This is a genomic window from Agrobacterium sp. lyk4-40-TYG-31, from assembly GCF_030209855.1.
Taxonomy (GTDB): Bacteria; Pseudomonadota; Alphaproteobacteria; order Rhizobiales; family Rhizobiaceae; genus Agrobacterium; species Agrobacterium vaccinii.
Genome location: NZ_JARVRE010000020.1, coordinates 26,967 through 44,466, shown reverse-complemented (window position 1 = coordinate 44,466; position 17,500 = coordinate 26,967). Strand labels below are relative to the sequence as shown.

The window sequence follows — 17,500 nt, the reverse complement described above, 5'->3', positions numbered from 1 at the left end:
ACGCGGCTGTTTTCGAAGGCGATACGCATCTTCGTCACGCTAAGCGGACCATTGCTGGGATGGTTGTGCAACACCACGACGCGGCGATCCGGGTTTCTGTTCAAGCAGTGGGGCGAATGGGTGCCGCATGACGTTGCGGTACGCCTTCCGACGATCAAGCCAATGGAAGCCTATCGGTCCATGGATCTGCGGCGCGGCGGCAATCCGTTCTCGGTCACCAATCTCGGCACCGTCACTATGGTCCGTGTGGGCAAGAAGGCTGCTGGCCGGGAAATGTACGGCACCGAATATCTCCAGTTTCCGAAAGCGCTGTCATGACCCATCCGAACCTAGATTACCGCCTCACCAATCGCCGCTCGGCCTACGCAAATTTCGTGGCATACCTTGAGTACCTAAACGGGGAGCAGCCACAAAACAAAACCGCGCGGCGTTGCATTGTTCGCATCGTCAAGGTGCGCGGCTTTGATGGTGAGATATCCGCGGGCGAAGGCTGGCGTGTTTACTGCCAGAATAGCCCCCACAAGATTGGCCGCGATGCGGAAGATGGCCCGTCATGATTGAACGCCCTGCTATTTGCCAAACATGCAAGCACTGCTTTGACCTACCCTTATTTGGTCACGTTATTCCGCGGGAGTGGAACGGTCCAAGATGCGAGCACCCTTCAAGGCTTGTCTTCAGTCCCGTACGTGGCGCGCAGTTCTTCCCGCACGTCAACTGTGCTGACGCCAGAGCAGACCAGTCGGACGCTTGCGGACCCGACGGCCACTTGCACCAGGTCAAGCGTCGCGTGTTGATTTGGCGTTTTCTAACCCGGTGGTTTCATGACTGACCGGATCGCCTGCATCAACCCAAACTGCCGCCGCACTGCAGCGCCTGAGAAGCATCCCGGCTCGACATGGATCATCTGCGGCAAATGCTACCGGGCAATGCCTGAGCGGTACGGCATACGCTGGAAGGCCCTCAACAAACGAAGCCGAAAGCTAACCCGCATCTCTCGCAAGGCCATGACGCAATCGCAGATGCGCGGGCGGCAGTGGTTCCGCATCGACCGAATATACGACCGATCATGGGAACGCCTCGTTGCGTCGATGATCCAATCTTTCACATCCTCCGAGCAGCCCGCTGGCATCGAGGAATTTCTAAAGGAGAATGGCCTTGTCTGAGACGGATTGGAGCTTTGATAAAATCTTGCTGAAGCCAGGGCACGCTCTGGCTGAACTTGGACGTTTGAAAGCAGAAGTTTACGTCCCCGGCCAGTGGGCTTGCGATAACTGCAAGTTCTCACTTTACCAGCGGACACTCCATGCGGCTGACGGCACCGTGTCCGCGAGAGACACACAGCCGGAGCCGTGCCCAAACTGCAAAACCACGCTGCGCCGGGTGACGTGGCAAGAGCGGGCATATCAAGCAGAGGACATGATCGCGGAAGCCTACGTTGAGCGCAACAAGGCGATTGAGAGCGGTACGCCTGCGGTGATAAATTTCATTCGTCGCGTTGCTGAGGTGACGACTGTGGTCGGGTTCCAAGCCGGCGAACCTGCGATGGAGCTCGCGGGGCAGATCGTTTCTGTCCTCGCCGCTCACCCCGAGCAAACCGATCGGTTCATAGCTGACGGCAGTGAACTGTTTGTTGACGGCACATTATGGGTCGCTCACTTACCGCGCGATAAATGGCGACATCCTTCATCCTGGCGTTTTGCGAGAGCAGAAGGGAATGCAGCAATGACCCTGCCCTATTCCAATTCCACCTCTGGGCCGTCCGCCAGTGATGATATCCGAAAAACGCTGCTGGCGTTCGGCTGCTCCAAATTCGCTCCGATGGAAGAATTCGACACTGGCAAGGTCACCATTCAGTTCGAGTATCGCGGGCGCTTGATCCAGATCCAGGCAAGCGCGTCAGGTCACGCCGCGTGTGGTTGAAGGAAAACCCGTATTTAACCGGATGAAGGAAACGGGAAAGCAGCACTCGGCGTTGCGGTTGAGCGAGTAAAGGTATGTTCCGGTCGATCCTGCGCGAATGGATTAAGGTCCAACCGACCGCCACGCGCCAGGCAGGGCCGACGAATATTGCGACGCAATCAGAGACACCTATTCCAACGATGACACGTGACACGGAGTCCGCGAAAGCGACAATAAAATCTCCCGTGCCCTAGAAAGACTAGTGATTGTACTTCCTCACCTAGAAGAAGCAGAGGCGCTATAAATTATAAATTTTAAGTAGTGTTGTCGTACAAAATCGTCATAAAATCGTTCAGCAGAATATCTAACATAAGTGATTCTACGGCGATGGATAGAAAATCATTAAACTGGCTTCATATCTCGGATATGCACATTAAGGCTTCCGATGATTATCAACGGGATAGGGTCCTAAACGCGCTTATAGAATCGTTGCCAAACCTAATTAAAAGGTATGGAACTCCTGATGTCATATTCGTCACCGGTGACATAGCTTTCTCTGGAAAAGATGCCGAATACGCGCAAGCAACACGCTTTTTCGATAAGCTTCTAGCGATAACTTCCTTAAGTAAATCTGATTTGTTTATCATTCCAGGTAATCATGATGTCGATAGATCAAAAGGAAAAGGGTTAGCTAGAACGTTACGGGAGGAGGAATCAGACGGTTACTTTGACCCGAACGAAGAACTTCCTCACTTGCGTCAACGTCAGGGTGGATTTTTACGTTGGTTCAACGATTATTTCGATACGGTCCATTGCTTTCCGTCCAATTCAACATGCATCGTGACACAAACGCGTGAAATAAGGGGAGTAGAGCTTGTAGTCGCATCAATCAACTCCGCCATATTCTCGCTAGACGACGAAGACCACGCAAAATTGTGGGTTGGAAGTAGAAGCGTCGATGGCCTAAAATCTTTTCGAGATATAAATGCGCTCAAGATAGTGTTGATCCATCATCCATTCGATTGGCTTGCGGCAGGTGAGCAGTCAAAGGTCAAGACCACAATACGTAGTTTTGCCGACGTGATTTTGAGTGGGCATCTCCACGAAAATAACGCTGAACAAATTGTAGGCGTTCATTCAGATAGCGTGATACACTTAGCGGCTGGAGCGACATATCAAACAGAGAAATGGCCGAACACCGCAATGTTCTGTCGCTACGATGGCGAAAAATTAATTGTTAGTCCCATCAAGTACTCTAGCACTCCGACGGAGGTTTGGGTGACCGATCCAAGCATTTTTCCTGATACGGACGACTTTAGTAAGAGATTTGTCCTGCACAACCGTAACGCAAGCACATCGATTGCTGCCATCCCCAACCCCGCGACGGGTCCAGTTGGCAACTCCGTGGCGAGCCCAGCACTGAGTGCTGCTCAACTCGAGTTTGAACAGGACCTTTTTAATACGCCGTTGGGAAGACGACTTTATGCTGAACCTCGTTTAATGCGCATAAGTCAAGAAAGCCACGAACCCTCACAGAAAGTGTCTGAGAGGGTGCCAGTGATCGATGTTGTCGCGTCAGATCAGTCATTCCTGATTGAGGCGAAACCCGAGTACGGCGCGACATCATTGTCTAAGCGGCTGGCTTTTGAGATTATCAACCGAGGAGGTCGCGCGCTCAGGAAGGACGCTCGACGACTTCCGACTTACAAGAAAAAATTAGAAGAAGAATTTGAGCAGGTCAGCGGCAGCTCTGCAACTTTGATTCTTGACAATCTGTCCCTTGAGGCAGACGAGCGCCTCATCAAAGAAATTAGAGCCACCAACAAGTTCATTCGAATAATTGGTATTACCGTTGCTAGGGGCATAACGTCCTCAATCCAGCCCCAGATATTAGGTGAGGATGCAATACGGCTACATTTGTGGCCCATGGCGCGAGACGATATTCGAGCATTAGCGTGCGAAGTTTTCTCTACCGGGGATCAGGTTTTCATCTCCAAAATTGTGGACAAAGTTTACGCAGATCTTTTAGCCCTATGCATTCCGCTGACAGCCCCGACGGTCATCATGTATCTGCGGGTTCTTCATCGAGAGGGCGAGTTTCACCCGTTAAACCGTGTTGATATCCTAGCTCGATATCTTGACGAAGTACTACGCAAGCCAAGCGATGCCTACGCTGAGGCTTTCAACCCAAAAAACAAACTCGATGTCGTTTCTCTATTTGTGTTTGACTTATACACTCGCCGCGTCTCTGTTTTTGATGATCGTGACTGGCACGATTTTATTCATAACCTGAAAACCAGAACACTTACGGAGTTCAACGGAAAAGACCTTCTTGATGACATGCTGTCGGCGCGCGTGTTCCAACGCTTCGGAGACAAGATTTCGCTGAAGTACAGTTTCTTCCATGATTTTTTGCTAGGAAAACACCTTGCGAGCCGTTCGTCCGCTCTCCAGACCTTCCTAGATAAAGAAGACTATCTGAGCCGTCCCGCTGTTATCGATGTCATTTCCGGCCTAAGCTCCGACAACGACTTGTTGGTGAGACATTTGTCTGCGAAAATGACCGCTTACTTGGAGCAGTGGGCCGAGAAATATTTTGATGAGACCTTCGACCCTCTTAAAGCTGCTATATGGCCTGATAGTTCTGATGACGAAAAGTTGTGGGCGTCAGTAGCTTCTGAAATTGAAAAGGCTCCAAGGCAAGTTGTTGAAATCGATGCGATCAAAACATCTCTGATTGACGAGGCCCGCACTGCTGACCAGCGTGTAAGATATCAAGAGTTTACGAAGCTTGAGAAAGACGTTTTTGTCACTGGAAGAACGTTGACTGACGCCCTAATCAACAGCCAAGATGTAGATGGCGATATAAAACTCGCAGCGCTGGACGGTATCTTCAAGGGCCATCTCGTCAGCTTCCAAGTCGGCTGTATGCTCGCTCCGGTTCTAGCACGCAACAGCTATTTGAAGTGGGGCGGGATCGCCTTTTTGGATTTTGATACCGTAACGAAAGATGAAGACGAAGCGCAGACAATTACCAATGTCACTGTCGCATTGGCGGCCTCGGTTGGTGAAACCGTAGGTGAAATTCTAGGATCTCCTAAGATGGCTGCGATCTTCAACGCGAGGCGTCATCAGGAGAGCTCTGGAATTCTTGAGTTAATGAACTTCCAATGCATACTCAGGGCCAAAGGTGGAGCGTGGGCTGAGGCCCTCGCAGATATGATTAAACGCATCGACAAAAACGCCTACTACCTAAGCCTGATGCTGTCATCGCTGATGTTTCATTTGGAAACTGAGGTACTGCAGACGAAGGACCGAGAAGCAGTCAAGCGGCTTGTGGCGACCATTCAAGCTAAGCGTACAGAAAAGAAGCAGGTGCCTGGTGCAAAGCTAATCAGACGGATGTTGGACAGGATGGAGGAACAAGATCTTTTTGCGACAGAGCCCTCAGAGACAAAATGATTTTCGTCCGCCCACCCGCAGCGAACGTTCAAGCGCTTGCGGAAGGCCTCATTCCCGGGCTGCCTAGATACCCTTGAGTGACGATCGGAGCACCAAAAAACACATTTGGATTGGAGCCGCTGACGAACGTCTGACCACCTGAATGAACACACCGATGTGCTAAAGAATGTGTTGATATCATTCTCGGAGCCGTGGGGAAAATAAATGGAGGTCTGCTTTAGATGACAATCACTAGCTCCCACCCGGGTGTTTGAGGTTGACATCTCTTCCTATGGCGTAGCATTATCTCCCGTGCGGACAGAAAACGGCTTCGAGCCGGTTTCCTTCATATATCTGGAGTTTAATATGTCCGACAAACATACAAATCTTGTTGCGCTCGACAGTTACCTCACCCTCAAGGAGGTAATGACAAACATCAAGGTAGCATCTTCGACGCTTTACCGCTGGGTAGACGCTGGTAATTTCCCACGGCCGGTTCGACTCGGAGAAAACTGTGTTCGATGGCGTGTTGCAGACGTGAAGGCGTGGCAGGAGAGCCGTCAAAGCGGCGAACCGATAAAAAAAACAGCGTAAAATTTGCGGGTATAAATGCGGGTACTTAGAAGCGTCGCGGCGACTGAAATACCGATTAATAAAGCGCTCCGCATCAGCAGTGTGACAGACACCCCATCTGCCAGGATTTTCCATTGCCGATTGTGGCGATACGCGTCCTGCATCCCCAGTTATTCTTCTGTTTTTTCAGCCTATACAACGCTTGCGCGCTTATGCTTGCAAATTGTTGTCGTGAATCATTGGCGGCTTTTATCGCAGCATTTATAAGAGCCGGAATTGACGATTCTCAAAGGGCTTTAAGATGTGGATTGAAGTGACAGCGGCGGGCAATAATCAGAAGTTTGCCATCAATTTCGACCACGTCACCCAGATTTCACCGATGGCGCAAGGCACGCTCATTCTGCGTGCTGGAAATGAGCGCGTGCAGGTGATGGAGAGCTACGATTACATCGTCGCCCGCCTCCACGCCGCAGCATCGAAGTAAGTCAGACCCCGGCCAGCACTGCAACGAGAGCAAGCGCCGGTGCTGACTGAATGATCATGATTTTTCGATGCGCCGTCACGCCACCGAAGATGCCAGCGACCAAGACGCAGACCAGAAAGAAGATAGCGACGCTTCTGTCGGCGATGCCGTGCGTTAGGCTGAAGATCAGACCCGCCGCGAGGAAACCGTTGTAAAGACCCTGATTGGCGGCAAGCACTTTGCTGCTTTCTGCAAATTCCGGCGAAAGCCTGAAGGCTTTTCGACCCGCCGGTTTTGTCCAAAAGGCCATCTGCAAGATCAGAATGTAGACATGCAGCGCGGCGATCAGCACGATCAGAATATTGGCAATCAAAGTCTATCCCCCCGGATGTGATGCTCCTATTGCCAGTTAGCACCAAACATCGGCGTGCGGAAGCGGCTTTGACCGCCCCGCCGTGCGCCTCTCGCTTGACGTCCTACGGCTTCAACAGAACTTTCCCGGCTTTTCCGGGAGCGAGTGACGCCTTCACCGCATCGGCGATGTCAGCCAAATCGTAAATGCCCTCTACGGGTAGCTTGATCGTGCCGTCTTCCACCAGACTGATGAGTTCACCGAAGAGACGGCGCAGGACATCCGTCGGCATGGAGCCAATGACCTTGCTGCCCCAAAAACCCTTGATGGTCAGTTGTTTGAAAATGACAGGACCGGAGGATATCTGCATCGGCGCGCCGGTCATCGATCCAAAGGAAACCAGCAGACCGTCATCACCAAGCAATTCGGCAATATCGTTGCTGGCAGTGCCACCAATCGAATCGACACCGGCGCGGATCGGATGATCCCCGGTCAGTAAGCGCACATCGTTCTTCCAATCCGGCTTTGCCGTCGACACACCGTTGATGATGCCGAGGTCGGACAGTTCCTTGATCCCGTCATCGCGACGCACGAGATTGATGACGTGAATATTGCGGGCCCGCGCAAGCATCGCGACGGCCTTGCCAACGGCGCCGTTGGCGGTGTTCTGGATCATCCAGTCACCTTCCTTGACGCCCAGAAACTCCAGTAATGTGATGGCGCTGAAGGGCATGGCGATCAACTGCGCGGCCGCTTCATCGGATATCGTATCGGGCACGGGAACGACGCCAGCCGCAGGTGCGAGAAAATACTCGGCCCAGGACCCGTGCACACCCGCTACCGCGACCCGTCGACCCAATAGAGACGCATCTGCTCCCTCGCCCAGTTCTTCAACGATACCGACGGCCTCGCTGCCACCGATCGCGCCGGGTAACGGTGGCTTGTATCCATAATTGCCGCGCACCGTCCAAAGGTCGTGATTATGGATGGGAGAAAGAAGCGTGCGTATGCGCAACTGCCCTTCACCAGGTTTTGGGACTGGCGCGTCTTTTAAAGAAAGCACGTCCTGCGGTTCGCCAAAAACGTCGTGTGTTGCGCTGCGCATCATATTGTCCTCGTTTTCAAGTCTATGTTGATCAGACCCTTCGAAAACAATGAGGCGATGATATGAAGTGGCGGTGGCGCAAAAGAAAAGCCGACCCAAAGGCCGGCTTTCATCAACTCATTCGTCGTGCAGCCATTACTGGCAAACGCGGAAACTTTCGGTGTGCCAGCCGCCATCATAGGCGTTGCGGATCTGACGATCCTCAAACCAGCATCTTGGTGGCGGCGGTGGTGGTGGCTCCACGTAGCGAGGGCCGCTGTTGGCAAGCGCACCGCCAATGATGCCACCCAGAACGCCAGCTGCGATGCCACCGGCAATAATTCTGCCGTCATGGTCGCGATGTCTGCGCGGAGGGTCACGATAAGGAGGTGGCGGCGGGCCGCGGCGGTCATAGCGGTATGGGCCATCGTAATATTGAGCTGATGCAGTCTGAACGCTGGTCAACACCGCGCCGCTGGCGATGATTGCAGCGAGTGTAGCGAGAAGAATCTTTTTCATTGCGGGCTTCTCCATGTGAGCCGAACCAGTCTCGGGTATCGGCTCAATATGCTCGCAAAATGGCACGGCAGTGATGAACAAGTGCTGAACGCGGAAAACGCGTATCGCCAAGGTTTGAAATTCAACCAGAAGCGTACCGTTCGCCACCACAATGACCTTTCACACGCTGGCATCCACCGCTATGCCTGATTTGCTTCCTCCACGGGAGGAGCTCCCAAGTCCTGAAAGCCAATCAGGCATAGCTTGGCCCCGCCTTTTGGTGGGGCTTTTTTTATGCCGTCAGAAAAATTATGTCGTGATTGCTGACTTATTTTTAACGAGCGTACCGATGCGGCTGGATGTGCACTTTCCCAATTTGGCAAATCTCAAATAGAAAGAGCCATCGCTCAAGGGCTTTGCCCGACTTTCCCCGAGCGACCAACCTGCCCCGCCCATTGCGGGGCTTTTTTTGTTTGCAGCCGGAAATCTGTCAGTAGCTGCGGCTGGGAGACGGGGCCGATACATCCAGTCCCGGCGCAGGCCTGCTCTCGTGATTTTCTTTCAGCAAGTCTTCGAACAACTCTATGATGGCAGTTGGCATGTTTCTTGAGAATTCATCGAAAAGCTCGTGCGCCCGGTTCCAGGCGTAAATACCAAGGAGCGTGAGGACGAGCAGAAGCAGCCACGGCCAGATCGGCTTTTTACGTGGCGGTGGCCTGTCTCGTCTCTGGTTATTGTCAACGGTGCTCATAATGCACTCCGGGCTGGATGCTCAACGCTGGCTGGCTCGTGGTTCACCACCCGGCGCATAGGCCACCCTTTGCAAGAAGCGGAAGATGTTTCCGCACTGCCCGCAGCGTATCATGTACTCAGCTGGATTTCTCGACGGACGCTCCGCACGAAAACCCCTGGGCATTTCATCTATGCGAAAATCCACATCGGGATTTGCCTTCTCATCCTGCTCGGACGCTTCTGCAAAGCCGCTATGGCCGCATTTGGAACATTCGAGTTTGCGGGAATATCGATCGCGTGAGGCCATGGTGCATCCTTCGTTTCGCGACAGGTAGCAATCGGCGCGCTGTGTTTCAATATGCATTGCCATCGCTGCACAGACTTGAACGACCTGTACCGCTTTTGATCACGCCATGCATTTTATCGGCTTCAGATACCATTCATAAACCACTTGGTAACGCCATCACTCTAAAGTTGGCGGGTGAAAAGTCTGGCGGGGCGTGTCGGACGGAACAGTGGCATGCGATTAATGAGTTCAACCGTGTTCAAAAAAATATCTGAGGTACTCGGGCAAGCGGTAAACGCTAAGTCTTGCGTGAAGGTTTTCATGTTTGCGATCGCCATGGCGACGGCAACGACCGCTACCACGCAGATCGCGAAAGCTGATCCCAAATATGCGGGCATCGTTCTGGATGCCAGGACCGGCAAGGTTCTGTATAGTGAGGACCCTGATGGTTTGCGCTATCCTGCATCGCTGACCAAAATGATGACCCTGTATCTGACGTTCGAAGCGTTGAACTCAGGCCGCATCACTCTCGACTCGAAAGTTCCGATTTCTGCCAACGCTGCGAAAGAGCCCCCATCGAAGCTGGGTGTCCGCGCAGGCGGCTCGGTTACGGTCGAGCAGGCCATTCTTGCTCTGGTCACACGTTCTGCCAACGACGTTGCGACCGCACTTGGCGAATATCTCGGCGGCTCGGAAGAGCGTTGGGGACGGCTCATGACGGCAAAGGCACGTGCACTGGGCATGACCCGCACGACCTATCGCAATGCTCATGGCCTGCCCAATACGGCGCAGATGACGACGGCGCGCGACCAGGCTCGTCTTTCCGTTGCGCTGCGTCAGCACTTCCCGCAGTATTACGGCTACTTCAACACCCGCACCTTCACCTTCGGCAAGCAGGTCATCGGCAATCATAACCGCCTCGTTGGCACCGTTCGCGGCGTCGATGGCATCAAGACTGGTTATACGCGCGCTGCCGGTAGCAACCTTGCAACATCTGCGCAGCTGGACGGTCGTTCCATCGTTGCCGTTGTTCTGGGCGGTCGTTCCAGCGCTGCTCGTGATGCGACGATGCGTAAGCTTGTTGCAGAATATCTTCCACGGGCATCTCGCGGTGGTAACAGCAACCTGATTGCAGCTACCCCATCTGCTCTGCTCGAAGAGCCAATGGCCGTTGCCGCATCCACACAACCTTCCGGGCTGCCGCATGCCGGACCCGTTCCGCAGGCACGCTATGCAGACGAGACTCCGGTTACGGCTTTTGCACCGGCTCAGGCCAATGCTGCTGTCGCTGCCATGGATGTCGTGACACGCGCAAAGACCCCTGCCCGTCCCGTTCCTCCAGTCGACATGAAGCCGGATCGTTCGCTTGTTACGAACTCCACTAAGGTCGACAACATCGTGACGGCATCTACAGTCCCTGCGCCTGTAACATCAGGCAGCGCTGGCTGGGTCATTCAGATCGGCGCATCGCCGGATGAAGGCTCTGCACGCAACCTGCTTCAGGCAGCACAGGACAAGGGCGGCAGTCTGCTTCGCACTGCCAAACCATTCACGGTCGCCTTTAGCAAGGACGGCTCCCAGATGTACCGTGCACGTTTCGGCGGCTTCGGCGGCCAGAATGAAGCGGTCAATGCATGCAACCTCTTGAAGAAGAAGGGCATCAGCTGCTGGGCTTCTCTCCAGTAAGCGACAGACGGTATCGGGGCCGGTAATGAGCATCAAACTACGAATTACCGGTTCCACTCCTCGAATTGTATTGTGTAACGAGGGTTTCCAGATGGCGATCAACGAAAATTATGCGGACATGGCAGCGGGCAAAGGCAGACAGCAAAGTCTTTCCGTGCTGCATCCGATCCACGAAGCGGCAATGCGAATTGCCGATCTCGGCCTGAATAAATCGCGCCACAAGACACGCGATCTCGTTAATCTCCTGCTTTGCCACGGCGCCCGCGCCTGGCGAAGCAACCAGCCGGAAGCGAAGATACATCTTCATATCGCTTCCCGCTCCGGCAAAAGCGTGATTCATTTGCGCCTGCGCTGATATCTAACGGCATATAAAAAAGCCCTGCGAGACATGTGTTTCGCAGGGCTTTTTGCTGTTTGCTTTTAGGTTATTTTATCAGGAATACATCGACTGAAAACGAAAACGGCGGGGTTGAGCCCGCCGTTTTAATATTATCAATCCTGAGCGTCACCCTCTGGAGCGGCTGCGTCGTCGGCAGTCCCACCTTCAACGACCACTTCACCCTCGATGGCTTCGACCTCGTCGTCACCCTCAGGCTCATTGATGCGCTCGACCGACACAACCTTCTCATCCTTGGCAGTGGAGAAGATCGTCACGCCCTTGGTGGCGCGGCTGGCGATGCGGATGCCGTTGACAGGCACGCGGATCAGCTGGCCGCCATCGGAGACGAGCATGATCTGGTCGCCGTCTTCGACCGGGAAGGCCGCAACCAGTTCACCGATTTCAGTCGTCTTGGACGTATCGGTGGCACGGATGCCCTTGCCGCCACGACCGGATGTACGGAAGTCGTATGACGAGGAACGCTTGCCGAAGCCCTTCTGGGAGACAGTCAGCACGAATTGTTCGCGTGCCTTCAGTTCCTGATAGCGCTCTTCGCCAAGATCGCCCTCTTCGAGAACCTCTTCGCCGACCAATGCGATATCTTCTTCGTCCACACCTGCGGCACGACGCTCGGCGGCAGAACGCTTCAGATAGGCCGCACGCTCCCATGGCTGTGCATTGCTGCTGCCAACGATGGTCATGGAGATGATGCGATCGCCCTCGCCCATGTTGATGCCGCGCACGCCGACCGAGTTACGGCCTGCAAAGACACGAACGTCATCCACGGAGAAGCGAATGCACTGGCCCAGCGCCGTAGTCAGCAGCACGTCGTCACGCTCGGTACAGGTTTCGACGGAGAGGATTTCGTCGCCCTCTTCGTCCAGCTTCATCGCGATCTTGCCGTTTCGGTTGACCTGAACGAAGTCGGAGAGCTTGTTACGGCGCACCGTTCCGCGCGTGGTCGAGAACATCACGTCCAGCGTTTCCCACGTCGTCTCGTCTTCCGGCAATGGCATGATGGTGGTGATGCGCTCGCCAGCTGCGAGAGGAAGCATGTTGATCAGCGCTTTGCCCTTGGACTGCGGGGTGCCGATGGGCAGGCGCCAGACCTTTTCCTTGTAGACGATACCGCGCGAGGAGAAGAACAGAACGGGCGTATGCGTGTTTGCCACGAACAGCCGGTTCACGAAATCCGCATCGCGCGTTGCCATGCCGGAGCGGCCTTTGCCGCCACGACGCTGCGCCTTGTAGGTCGTCAACGGCACGCGCTTGATGTAGCCGAGGTGCGATACGGTCACGACCATGTCTTCGCGGGCGATGAGGTCTTCATCGTCCATGTCTGGACCGCCTTCGACGATCTGGCTTCGACGCGGCGTGCCGAACTCATCACGCACGGCTGCCAGCTCATCCTTGACGATCTGCTGAATGCGAATGCGGGACGACAAAATATCGAGATATTCGCTGATCTCGGCGCCGATCTTGTTCAGCTCGTCGCCGATTTCATCGCGACCGAGAGCCGTCAAACGTGCCAAGCGCAATTCGAGAATGGCGCGCGCCTGCTCTTCGGACAGATTATAGGTCTTGTCCTCGTTGATGCGGTGGCGCGGATCGTCGATCAGCATGATTAGGCTTTCGACATCCGAGGCAGGCCAGCGGCGTGTCATCAACTGCTCACGCGCCGTTGCCGGGTCCGGTGCCTGACGGATGACGCGAATGACCTCGTCGATATTGGCGACGGCAATTGCCAGACCCACCAACACATGCGCGCGGTCGCGCGCCTTGCGCAGCAGGTACTTGGTACGACGGCTCACGACTTCTTCGCGGAAGGACACGAAGGCGCGCAGCATGTCCAGCAGCGTCATCTGCTCCGGCTTGCCGCCGTTCAGCGCCACCATGTTGCAGCCGAAAGACGTCTGCAATGGCGTGTAACGATAGAGCTGGTTCAAAATAACTTCAGCGTTCGCATCACGCTTGAGCTCGACAACCACGCGGTAACCCTGGCGGTCGGACTCGTCGCGAAGGTCGGAAATGCCTTCGACGCGTTTGTCCTTGACCAGTTCGGCCATCTTTTCGATCATCGACGACTTGTTCACCTGGAAGGGAACTTCGGTGATGATGATCTGCTCGCGGTCGCCACGCATCGGCTCGATCGTCGCACGACCGCGCATGATGACGGAACCACGGCCTGTTTCGTAAGCCGAACGAATGCCCGAGCGTCCGAGAATGAAGGCGCCTGTCGGGAAATCCGGGCCGGGAATGATTTCCATCAGTTCCGGCAACTCGATCTCCGGGTTGTCGATCAGCGCTATGGAGCCGTTGATGACTTCGGTCAGATTGTGCGGAGGAATGTTGGTCGCCATGCCGACGGCGATGCCGCCTGCGCCATTGACGAGAAGGTTGGGGAATTTGGCAGGAACCACGACCGGCTCCGTCATGGTGCCATCATAGTTGTCGCGGAAATCGACCGTTTCCTTGTCGAGATCATCCAGCAGCGCATGCGCCACTTTCTCGAGTCGGCATTCGGTATAACGCTGGGCAGCTGGCGGATCGCCGTCGATGGAACCGAAATTGCCCTGGCCATCGATCAGCGGCATGCGCAGCGACCAGTCCTGGGCCATACGGGCCAACGCGTCGTAAATCGCCGAGTCCCCGTGTGGATGGTATTTACCCATCACGTCACCGGTTACGCGGGCGGACTTGACGTATTTCTTGTTCCAGTCGAGGCCGAGTTCATTCATCCCGTAAAGAATACGGCGATGAACGGGTTTCAGTCCGTCACGGACGTCTGGAAGTGCACGGCTGACGATAACGCTCATGGCGTAATCGAGATACGACCGCTGCATTTCCTCCATGATGGAAATCGGCTCAATACCTGGCGGAAGCTTTCCGCCGCCTGGGGGGCTCTGGTCAGTCAAATCGGATCACATTCTATGTTAAGAATCGGATGGATTTTTATAGCGGAAACAGTGCTAAAGCGCCAATTTCCAAGGGCGTTTTGAACAGTCTTTTGCGTCATTTGCAAGACGATACACAGTTTTATCAAGGTAGTGGGCGAAAACGGCTCGGGCGGGGTTTCAAACCGGGCGTGACTTACCTACCATCACGCAAAACAAGACGTCGAAACTCCTGCCATCGCATGGGGTTTGCAAGCGCTGAAACGGGGACACCATGGCAACCACCGAACTTCTCATCAATGCGTTGACGACGATGCTGGTGACACTCGACCCACCCGGCCTTGCGCCTGTCTTTCTAGCGCTGACGGTTGGCATGACGCGGGCCCAGCGTGGCCAAGTGGCGCTGAGAGGCTCGATCATCGCCTTTGCCATCCTTGCCCTGTTTGCTCTGTTCGGTTCGTCCATTCTAGAACTGCTCGGCATATCGCTCGGCGCCTTCCGCATCTCCGGCGGCCTTCTGCTCTTCTGGATTTCCTTTGAAATGATTTTCGAAAAGCGACAGGAGCGTAAGGAGAAGACGTCGGAAATGGCGATCACGCTGGATCACATCCAGAATATAGCTGTCTTTCCGCTGGCGCTTCCGTTGATCGCAGGCCCCGGTGCGATTTCCGCAACCGTGCTGATCTCCGGCTCGATGCAGACGACGTTCGACAAGATCATCTTTATTCTCATCCTCGCCTTCAGCATGCTGCTGGTGTTTCTCGCGCTGCTGGCTGCCGACCGTCTGGACCGCTTTCTCGGCAACACCGGCCGCGCCATCCTAACCCGCCTGTTGGGCGTGCTTTTGGCAGCGCTTTCGGTTCAGTTCGTGGTGGACGGCGTGAAATCTGTTATTGCGTCGTAACGACACACGAGAGTTTCAGAATGCTAAATCCGTTACGCCGTCTTGTGCCGGAGACAATGCCGGTCAGTTATAAGGAGCGTCTTCGCTCCGCGACCGGGGCACTACTCGGAATTCTTGTGACAGGCCTCATCGGGCACTGGGCAGTTGGCGACAATTCCGCGTTGCCAGCGCTCATCGCGCCCATGGGCGCATCCGCCGTGCTGTTGTTCGCCGTCCCCTCAAGCCCGCTTGCGCAGCCGTGGTCCATTCTCTGCGGCAATATCGTTTCTGCCTTTGTCGGCGTAACAGTCGCAATGCTGGTCGCAAATCCCTTTGTAGCGGCAGCGCTGGCGATCAGCATCGCCATTGCAGCGATGATGACGCTGCGTTGCCTCCATCCGCCGAGCGGAGCTGTTGCACTGACTGCGGTATTGGGTGGATCGGCCATTCACGAATTGGGCTACGGCTTCGTGCTGTGGCCAGTGGCTGGAAACTCCATAGCGCTTCTCGCCATCGCTGTGATCTACAACAACATCTCAGGCCGTCGTTACCCTCACGTCGTCCGCTCCGTCCCCGCCAGCCATGGAACGAAAGACCCTTCACCTGTCCAACGTATCGGCTTTTCCAGAGATGACCTCGATGATGTCTTGAGGGAGTATGATCAGGTCATCGACATTGATCGCGACGATCTCGAAACGATTTTGCGCCGTACCGAACTGCGCTCCTACAGACGCCGCGCGACCCATCTGGATTGCGCGAGCATCATGTCACACGACGTCGTAGGTGTGGCGCCGGACGACTCTCTGAAAACCGCGCACGAACTGATGCGCGAACACCATTTCAAGGCTCTACCGGTCACCAACGACACAGCTGAAGTCGTGGGGATCGTGACGCAAACGGATTTTCTGGACAAGGCAAGCTGGACGAGTGGCCGCCCGGTGATCGGGCTTCTTCAGCGCATACGCCTGATTTTCTCAGGACGCAGCGCGCCGAATGGTACCGTCAAAGACATCATGACATCGCCGGTCAAAACCGTCTCACCGGAGACGCCGATAGAGTACGCCATCATCATGCTGGCGGAACAGGGCCTACACTATCTGCCGGTAGTTGACGGCAACAACAAACTTGCTGGCATCATTTCCCAATCGGACGTGATGGTGGGAATGTTGGCGGACAAGGCTGGCAAATGAACGCCGCCAACCGAAACTTCATCTAACAGACCAATGAAGCACCAGGCCGAACCTAATGGCCTGCGTGCTCCTCAACCTCAGCAAACGTTCAGTCGGACCGTCTCGCCTTCAAAATGCGCTTCCAGATCGTTCCGCCCAAGTAGCGATTGAAGATCAGGAAGTATGCAACGATGAGCGCAAAGAGAATGAGCGCAGGCATGCCTTGCAGGCTGAACCCGCTTTCCGTGCGTCCGCCAGACACAACAGCGACGAGGTATCCAAAAACCCAGAAGGCCGTGAAGAAATCCAGAATCGCAGCAAGAACGATGCGCCAGGTCGATGGCTGGCGCGTCGGTGTCGTCGTCTCAGTCATGCTGGCCCCCTGCTATGGTTCAAAAATCAGAATGGAATATCGTCGTCCATGTCATTGTTGAAATTGCCTGCTGGCTGGCCGCCGCGGGATGCGCCACCGCGCGAAGAGGACGATGGCTGATCGTTGCCGCCGCCGTAATTTCCACCGCCACCACCGAAATCGTCTCCGCCACGGCCTGCTCCGCCACCGCCGCCCTCACCGCGACCATCAAGCATGGTCAGCGTGGAGTTGAAGCCCTGTAACACGATTTCCGTGGAGTAACGATCGGCGCCGGTCTGGTCCTGCCATTTGCGGGTCTGAAGCGCGCCCTCGATATAGAGCTTGGCACCCTTCTTCACGTATTGCTCGACGACCTTGCAGAGGCCTTCGTTGAAAACCACGACGGTGTGCCATTCGGTCTTTTCGCGGCGTTCGCCGGAATTACGGTCACGCCAGCTTTCAGACGTGGCAATCCGCAAATTCGCGATGGGGCGACCGTCCTGCGTGCGGCGAATTTCGGGATCAGCGCCGACGTTTCCAACCAGAATAACCTTGTTTACGCTGCCAGCCATCTCTTTAATCCTGTCTACCAGCCGTCATGGCCAGCCTCATACTGTTCAAAATTTCATCCACCATAGACCATCCTTGCGCAGGAAGGGCACCGGATGGAACGACAATCCACAAGGAATGTTTTTGTCCTGTGAAGACACTTGTCAAGTGTTCTCCATTTGTTCTATTAAAGGCAATCGAGTGAGTCAAGCGCATCGAAAAGCATACGAAAATCTTAATATACCTCGACACGCCGGTTT

Annotated in this window: 18 protein-coding genes; 11 read left to right on the top strand and 7 right to left on the bottom strand. The window is 54.8% G+C overall.

Translation table 11 applies throughout. From position 1 onward, the window contains the following. Positions 1-51: 51 nt before the first annotated feature. The 7 genes from QRN55_RS23660 (at position 52) to QRN55_RS23630 (ending at position 6,397) form a co-directional block, all read left to right on the top strand. Positions 52-318 (top strand): DUF5131 family protein, encoded by a 267-nt coding sequence (locus QRN55_RS23660; protein ID WP_284778527.1) that lies wholly within the window; start codon positions 52-54, stop codon positions 316-318. Next, a complete protein-coding gene (locus QRN55_RS23655; protein ID WP_284778526.1) occupies positions 315-557 on the top strand; it encodes a hypothetical protein in 243 nt (80 codons plus the stop codon). The genes QRN55_RS23660 and QRN55_RS23655 overlap by 4 nt, the downstream gene beginning before the upstream one ends. A gap of 264 nt (positions 558-821) precedes the next feature. Further along, on the top strand, positions 822-1,163 hold the full coding sequence (locus tag QRN55_RS23650) for a hypothetical protein (protein WP_284778525.1): 342 nt from the start codon (positions 822-824) through the stop codon (positions 1,161-1,163). Next, entirely contained in the window at positions 1,156-1,920 is a 765-nt protein-coding gene (locus tag QRN55_RS23645) for a hypothetical protein (protein WP_284778524.1), read from the top strand. The genes QRN55_RS23650 and QRN55_RS23645 overlap by 8 nt, the downstream gene beginning before the upstream one ends. Positions 1,921-2,286: 366 nt before the next feature. Beyond that, the gene (locus QRN55_RS23640) at positions 2,287-5,361 is read left to right on the top strand and encodes a metallophosphoesterase (RefSeq protein ID WP_284778523.1); all 3,075 of its coding nucleotides are present in this window, start codon (positions 2,287-2,289) and stop codon (positions 5,359-5,361) included. A gap of 345 nt (positions 5,362-5,706) precedes the next feature. Continuing rightward, the gene (locus QRN55_RS23635) at positions 5,707-5,934 is read left to right on the top strand and encodes a helix-turn-helix transcriptional regulator (protein WP_284778522.1); all 228 of its coding nucleotides are present in this window, start codon (positions 5,707-5,709) and stop codon (positions 5,932-5,934) included. A 280-nt stretch (positions 5,935-6,214) separates the two neighbouring features. Next, positions 6,215-6,397, top strand: a complete 183-nt coding sequence (locus tag QRN55_RS23630; RefSeq protein WP_112499971.1) for a hypothetical protein — start codon at positions 6,215-6,217, stop codon at positions 6,395-6,397. A gap of 1 nt (position 6,398) precedes the next feature. On the opposite strand, the gene QRN55_RS23625 is transcribed toward QRN55_RS23630, so the two are convergent. From QRN55_RS23625 to QRN55_RS23610, 4 genes are all read right to left on the bottom strand, one after another. Continuing rightward, positions 6,399-6,749: a DUF1304 domain-containing protein gene (locus tag QRN55_RS23625; RefSeq protein WP_284778521.1), complete on the bottom strand. Its 351-nt coding sequence runs from the start codon at positions 6,747-6,749 to the stop codon at positions 6,399-6,401. A 103-nt stretch (positions 6,750-6,852) separates the two neighbouring features. After that, a complete protein-coding gene (locus tag QRN55_RS23620; RefSeq protein ID WP_284778520.1) occupies positions 6,853-7,833 on the bottom strand; it encodes a zinc-binding dehydrogenase in 981 nt (326 codons plus the stop codon). A 135-nt stretch (positions 7,834-7,968) separates the two neighbouring features. Continuing rightward, positions 7,969-8,331 (bottom strand): hypothetical protein, encoded by a 363-nt coding sequence (locus tag QRN55_RS23615; protein ID WP_111838494.1) that lies wholly within the window; start codon positions 8,329-8,331, stop codon positions 7,969-7,971. A 469-nt stretch (positions 8,332-8,800) separates the two neighbouring features. Beyond that, the gene (locus QRN55_RS23610) at positions 8,801-9,061 is read right to left on the bottom strand and encodes a hypothetical protein (protein WP_233123234.1); all 261 of its coding nucleotides are present in this window, start codon (positions 9,059-9,061) and stop codon (positions 8,801-8,803) included. Positions 9,062-9,649: 588 nt separating this feature from the next. On the opposite strand from QRN55_RS23610, the gene QRN55_RS23605 reads away from it, so the two are divergent. Next, on the top strand, positions 9,650-11,014 hold the full coding sequence (locus QRN55_RS23605) for an SPOR domain-containing protein (RefSeq protein WP_502871370.1): 1,365 nt from the start codon (positions 9,650-9,652) through the stop codon (positions 11,012-11,014). Positions 11,015-11,105: 91 nt separating this feature from the next. Further along, a complete protein-coding gene (locus tag QRN55_RS23600) occupies positions 11,106-11,369 on the top strand; it encodes a hypothetical protein (RefSeq protein ID WP_284778539.1) in 264 nt (87 codons plus the stop codon). A 137-nt stretch (positions 11,370-11,506) separates the two neighbouring features. Here QRN55_RS23600 and gyrA read toward each other — a convergent pair whose 3' ends face one another. Next, positions 11,507-14,308 (bottom strand): DNA gyrase subunit A, encoded by a 2,802-nt coding sequence (gene gyrA, locus QRN55_RS23595; protein ID WP_284778518.1) that lies wholly within the window; start codon positions 14,306-14,308, stop codon positions 11,507-11,509. 253 nt (positions 14,309-14,561) lie between these two features. On the opposite strand from gyrA, the gene QRN55_RS23590 reads away from it, so the two are divergent. Both QRN55_RS23590 and QRN55_RS23585 read left to right on the top strand, forming a co-directional pair. Beyond that, complete coding sequence (locus QRN55_RS23590; RefSeq protein ID WP_111838352.1) at positions 14,562-15,191, top strand: MarC family protein; 630 nt, start codon at positions 14,562-14,564, stop codon at positions 15,189-15,191. A 20-nt stretch (positions 15,192-15,211) separates the two neighbouring features. Beyond that, positions 15,212-16,360: an HPP family protein gene (locus QRN55_RS23585; protein ID WP_284778517.1), complete on the top strand. Its 1,149-nt coding sequence runs from the start codon at positions 15,212-15,214 to the stop codon at positions 16,358-16,360. A gap of 88 nt (positions 16,361-16,448) precedes the next feature. Here the strand turns inward: QRN55_RS23585 and QRN55_RS23580 are convergent, their stop codons facing one another. Together QRN55_RS23580 and QRN55_RS23575 are read right to left on the bottom strand one after the other, a co-directional pair. Beyond that, entirely contained in the window at positions 16,449-16,712 is a 264-nt protein-coding gene (locus tag QRN55_RS23580; protein WP_111838354.1) for a hypothetical protein, read from the bottom strand. 26 nt (positions 16,713-16,738) lie between these two features. Then, on the bottom strand, positions 16,739-17,263 hold the full coding sequence (locus QRN55_RS23575) for a single-stranded DNA-binding protein (protein ID WP_111838355.1): 525 nt from the start codon (positions 17,261-17,263) through the stop codon (positions 16,739-16,741). Between the last annotated feature and the right edge of the window lie 237 nt (positions 17,264-17,500).

What these genes read in the sequence shown, in the direction of transcription:
- QRN55_RS23655 (WP_284778526.1), top strand. Translation starts at nt 315, where the DNA reads ATGACCCATCCGAACCTAGATTACCGCCTCACCAATCGCCGCTCGGCC.
- QRN55_RS23650 (WP_284778525.1), top strand. Translation starts at nt 822, where the DNA reads ATGACTGACCGGATCGCCTGCATCAACCCAAACTGCCGCCGCACTGCA.
- QRN55_RS23640 (WP_284778523.1), top strand. Translation starts at nt 2,287, where the DNA reads ATGGATAGAAAATCATTAAACTGGCTTCATATCTCGGATATGCACATT.
- QRN55_RS23635 (WP_284778522.1), top strand. Translation starts at nt 5,707, where the DNA reads ATGTCCGACAAACATACAAATCTTGTTGCGCTCGACAGTTACCTCACC.
- QRN55_RS23630 (WP_112499971.1), top strand. Translation starts at nt 6,215, where the DNA reads ATGTGGATTGAAGTGACAGCGGCGGGCAATAATCAGAAGTTTGCCATC.
- QRN55_RS23620 (WP_284778520.1), bottom strand. Translation starts at nt 7,833, where the DNA reads ATGCGCAGCGCAACACACGACGTTTTTGGCGAACCGCAGGACGTGCTT.
- QRN55_RS23615 (WP_111838494.1), bottom strand. Translation starts at nt 8,331, where the DNA reads ATGAAAAAGATTCTTCTCGCTACACTCGCTGCAATCATCGCCAGCGGC.
- QRN55_RS23610 (WP_233123234.1), bottom strand. Translation starts at nt 9,061, where the DNA reads ATGAGCACCGTTGACAATAACCAGAGACGAGACAGGCCACCGCCACGT.
- QRN55_RS23605 (WP_502871370.1), top strand. Translation starts at nt 9,650, where the DNA reads ATGTTTGCGATCGCCATGGCGACGGCAACGACCGCTACCACGCAGATC.
- QRN55_RS23600 (WP_284778539.1), top strand. Translation starts at nt 11,106, where the DNA reads ATGGCGATCAACGAAAATTATGCGGACATGGCAGCGGGCAAAGGCAGA.
- QRN55_RS23590 (WP_111838352.1), top strand. Translation starts at nt 14,562, where the DNA reads ATGGCAACCACCGAACTTCTCATCAATGCGTTGACGACGATGCTGGTG.
- QRN55_RS23585 (WP_284778517.1), top strand. Translation starts at nt 15,212, where the DNA reads ATGCTAAATCCGTTACGCCGTCTTGTGCCGGAGACAATGCCGGTCAGT.
- QRN55_RS23580 (WP_111838354.1), bottom strand. Translation starts at nt 16,712, where the DNA reads ATGACTGAGACGACGACACCGACGCGCCAGCCATCGACCTGGCGCATC.
- QRN55_RS23575 (WP_111838355.1), bottom strand. Translation starts at nt 17,263, where the DNA reads ATGGCTGGCAGCGTAAACAAGGTTATTCTGGTTGGAAACGTCGGCGCT.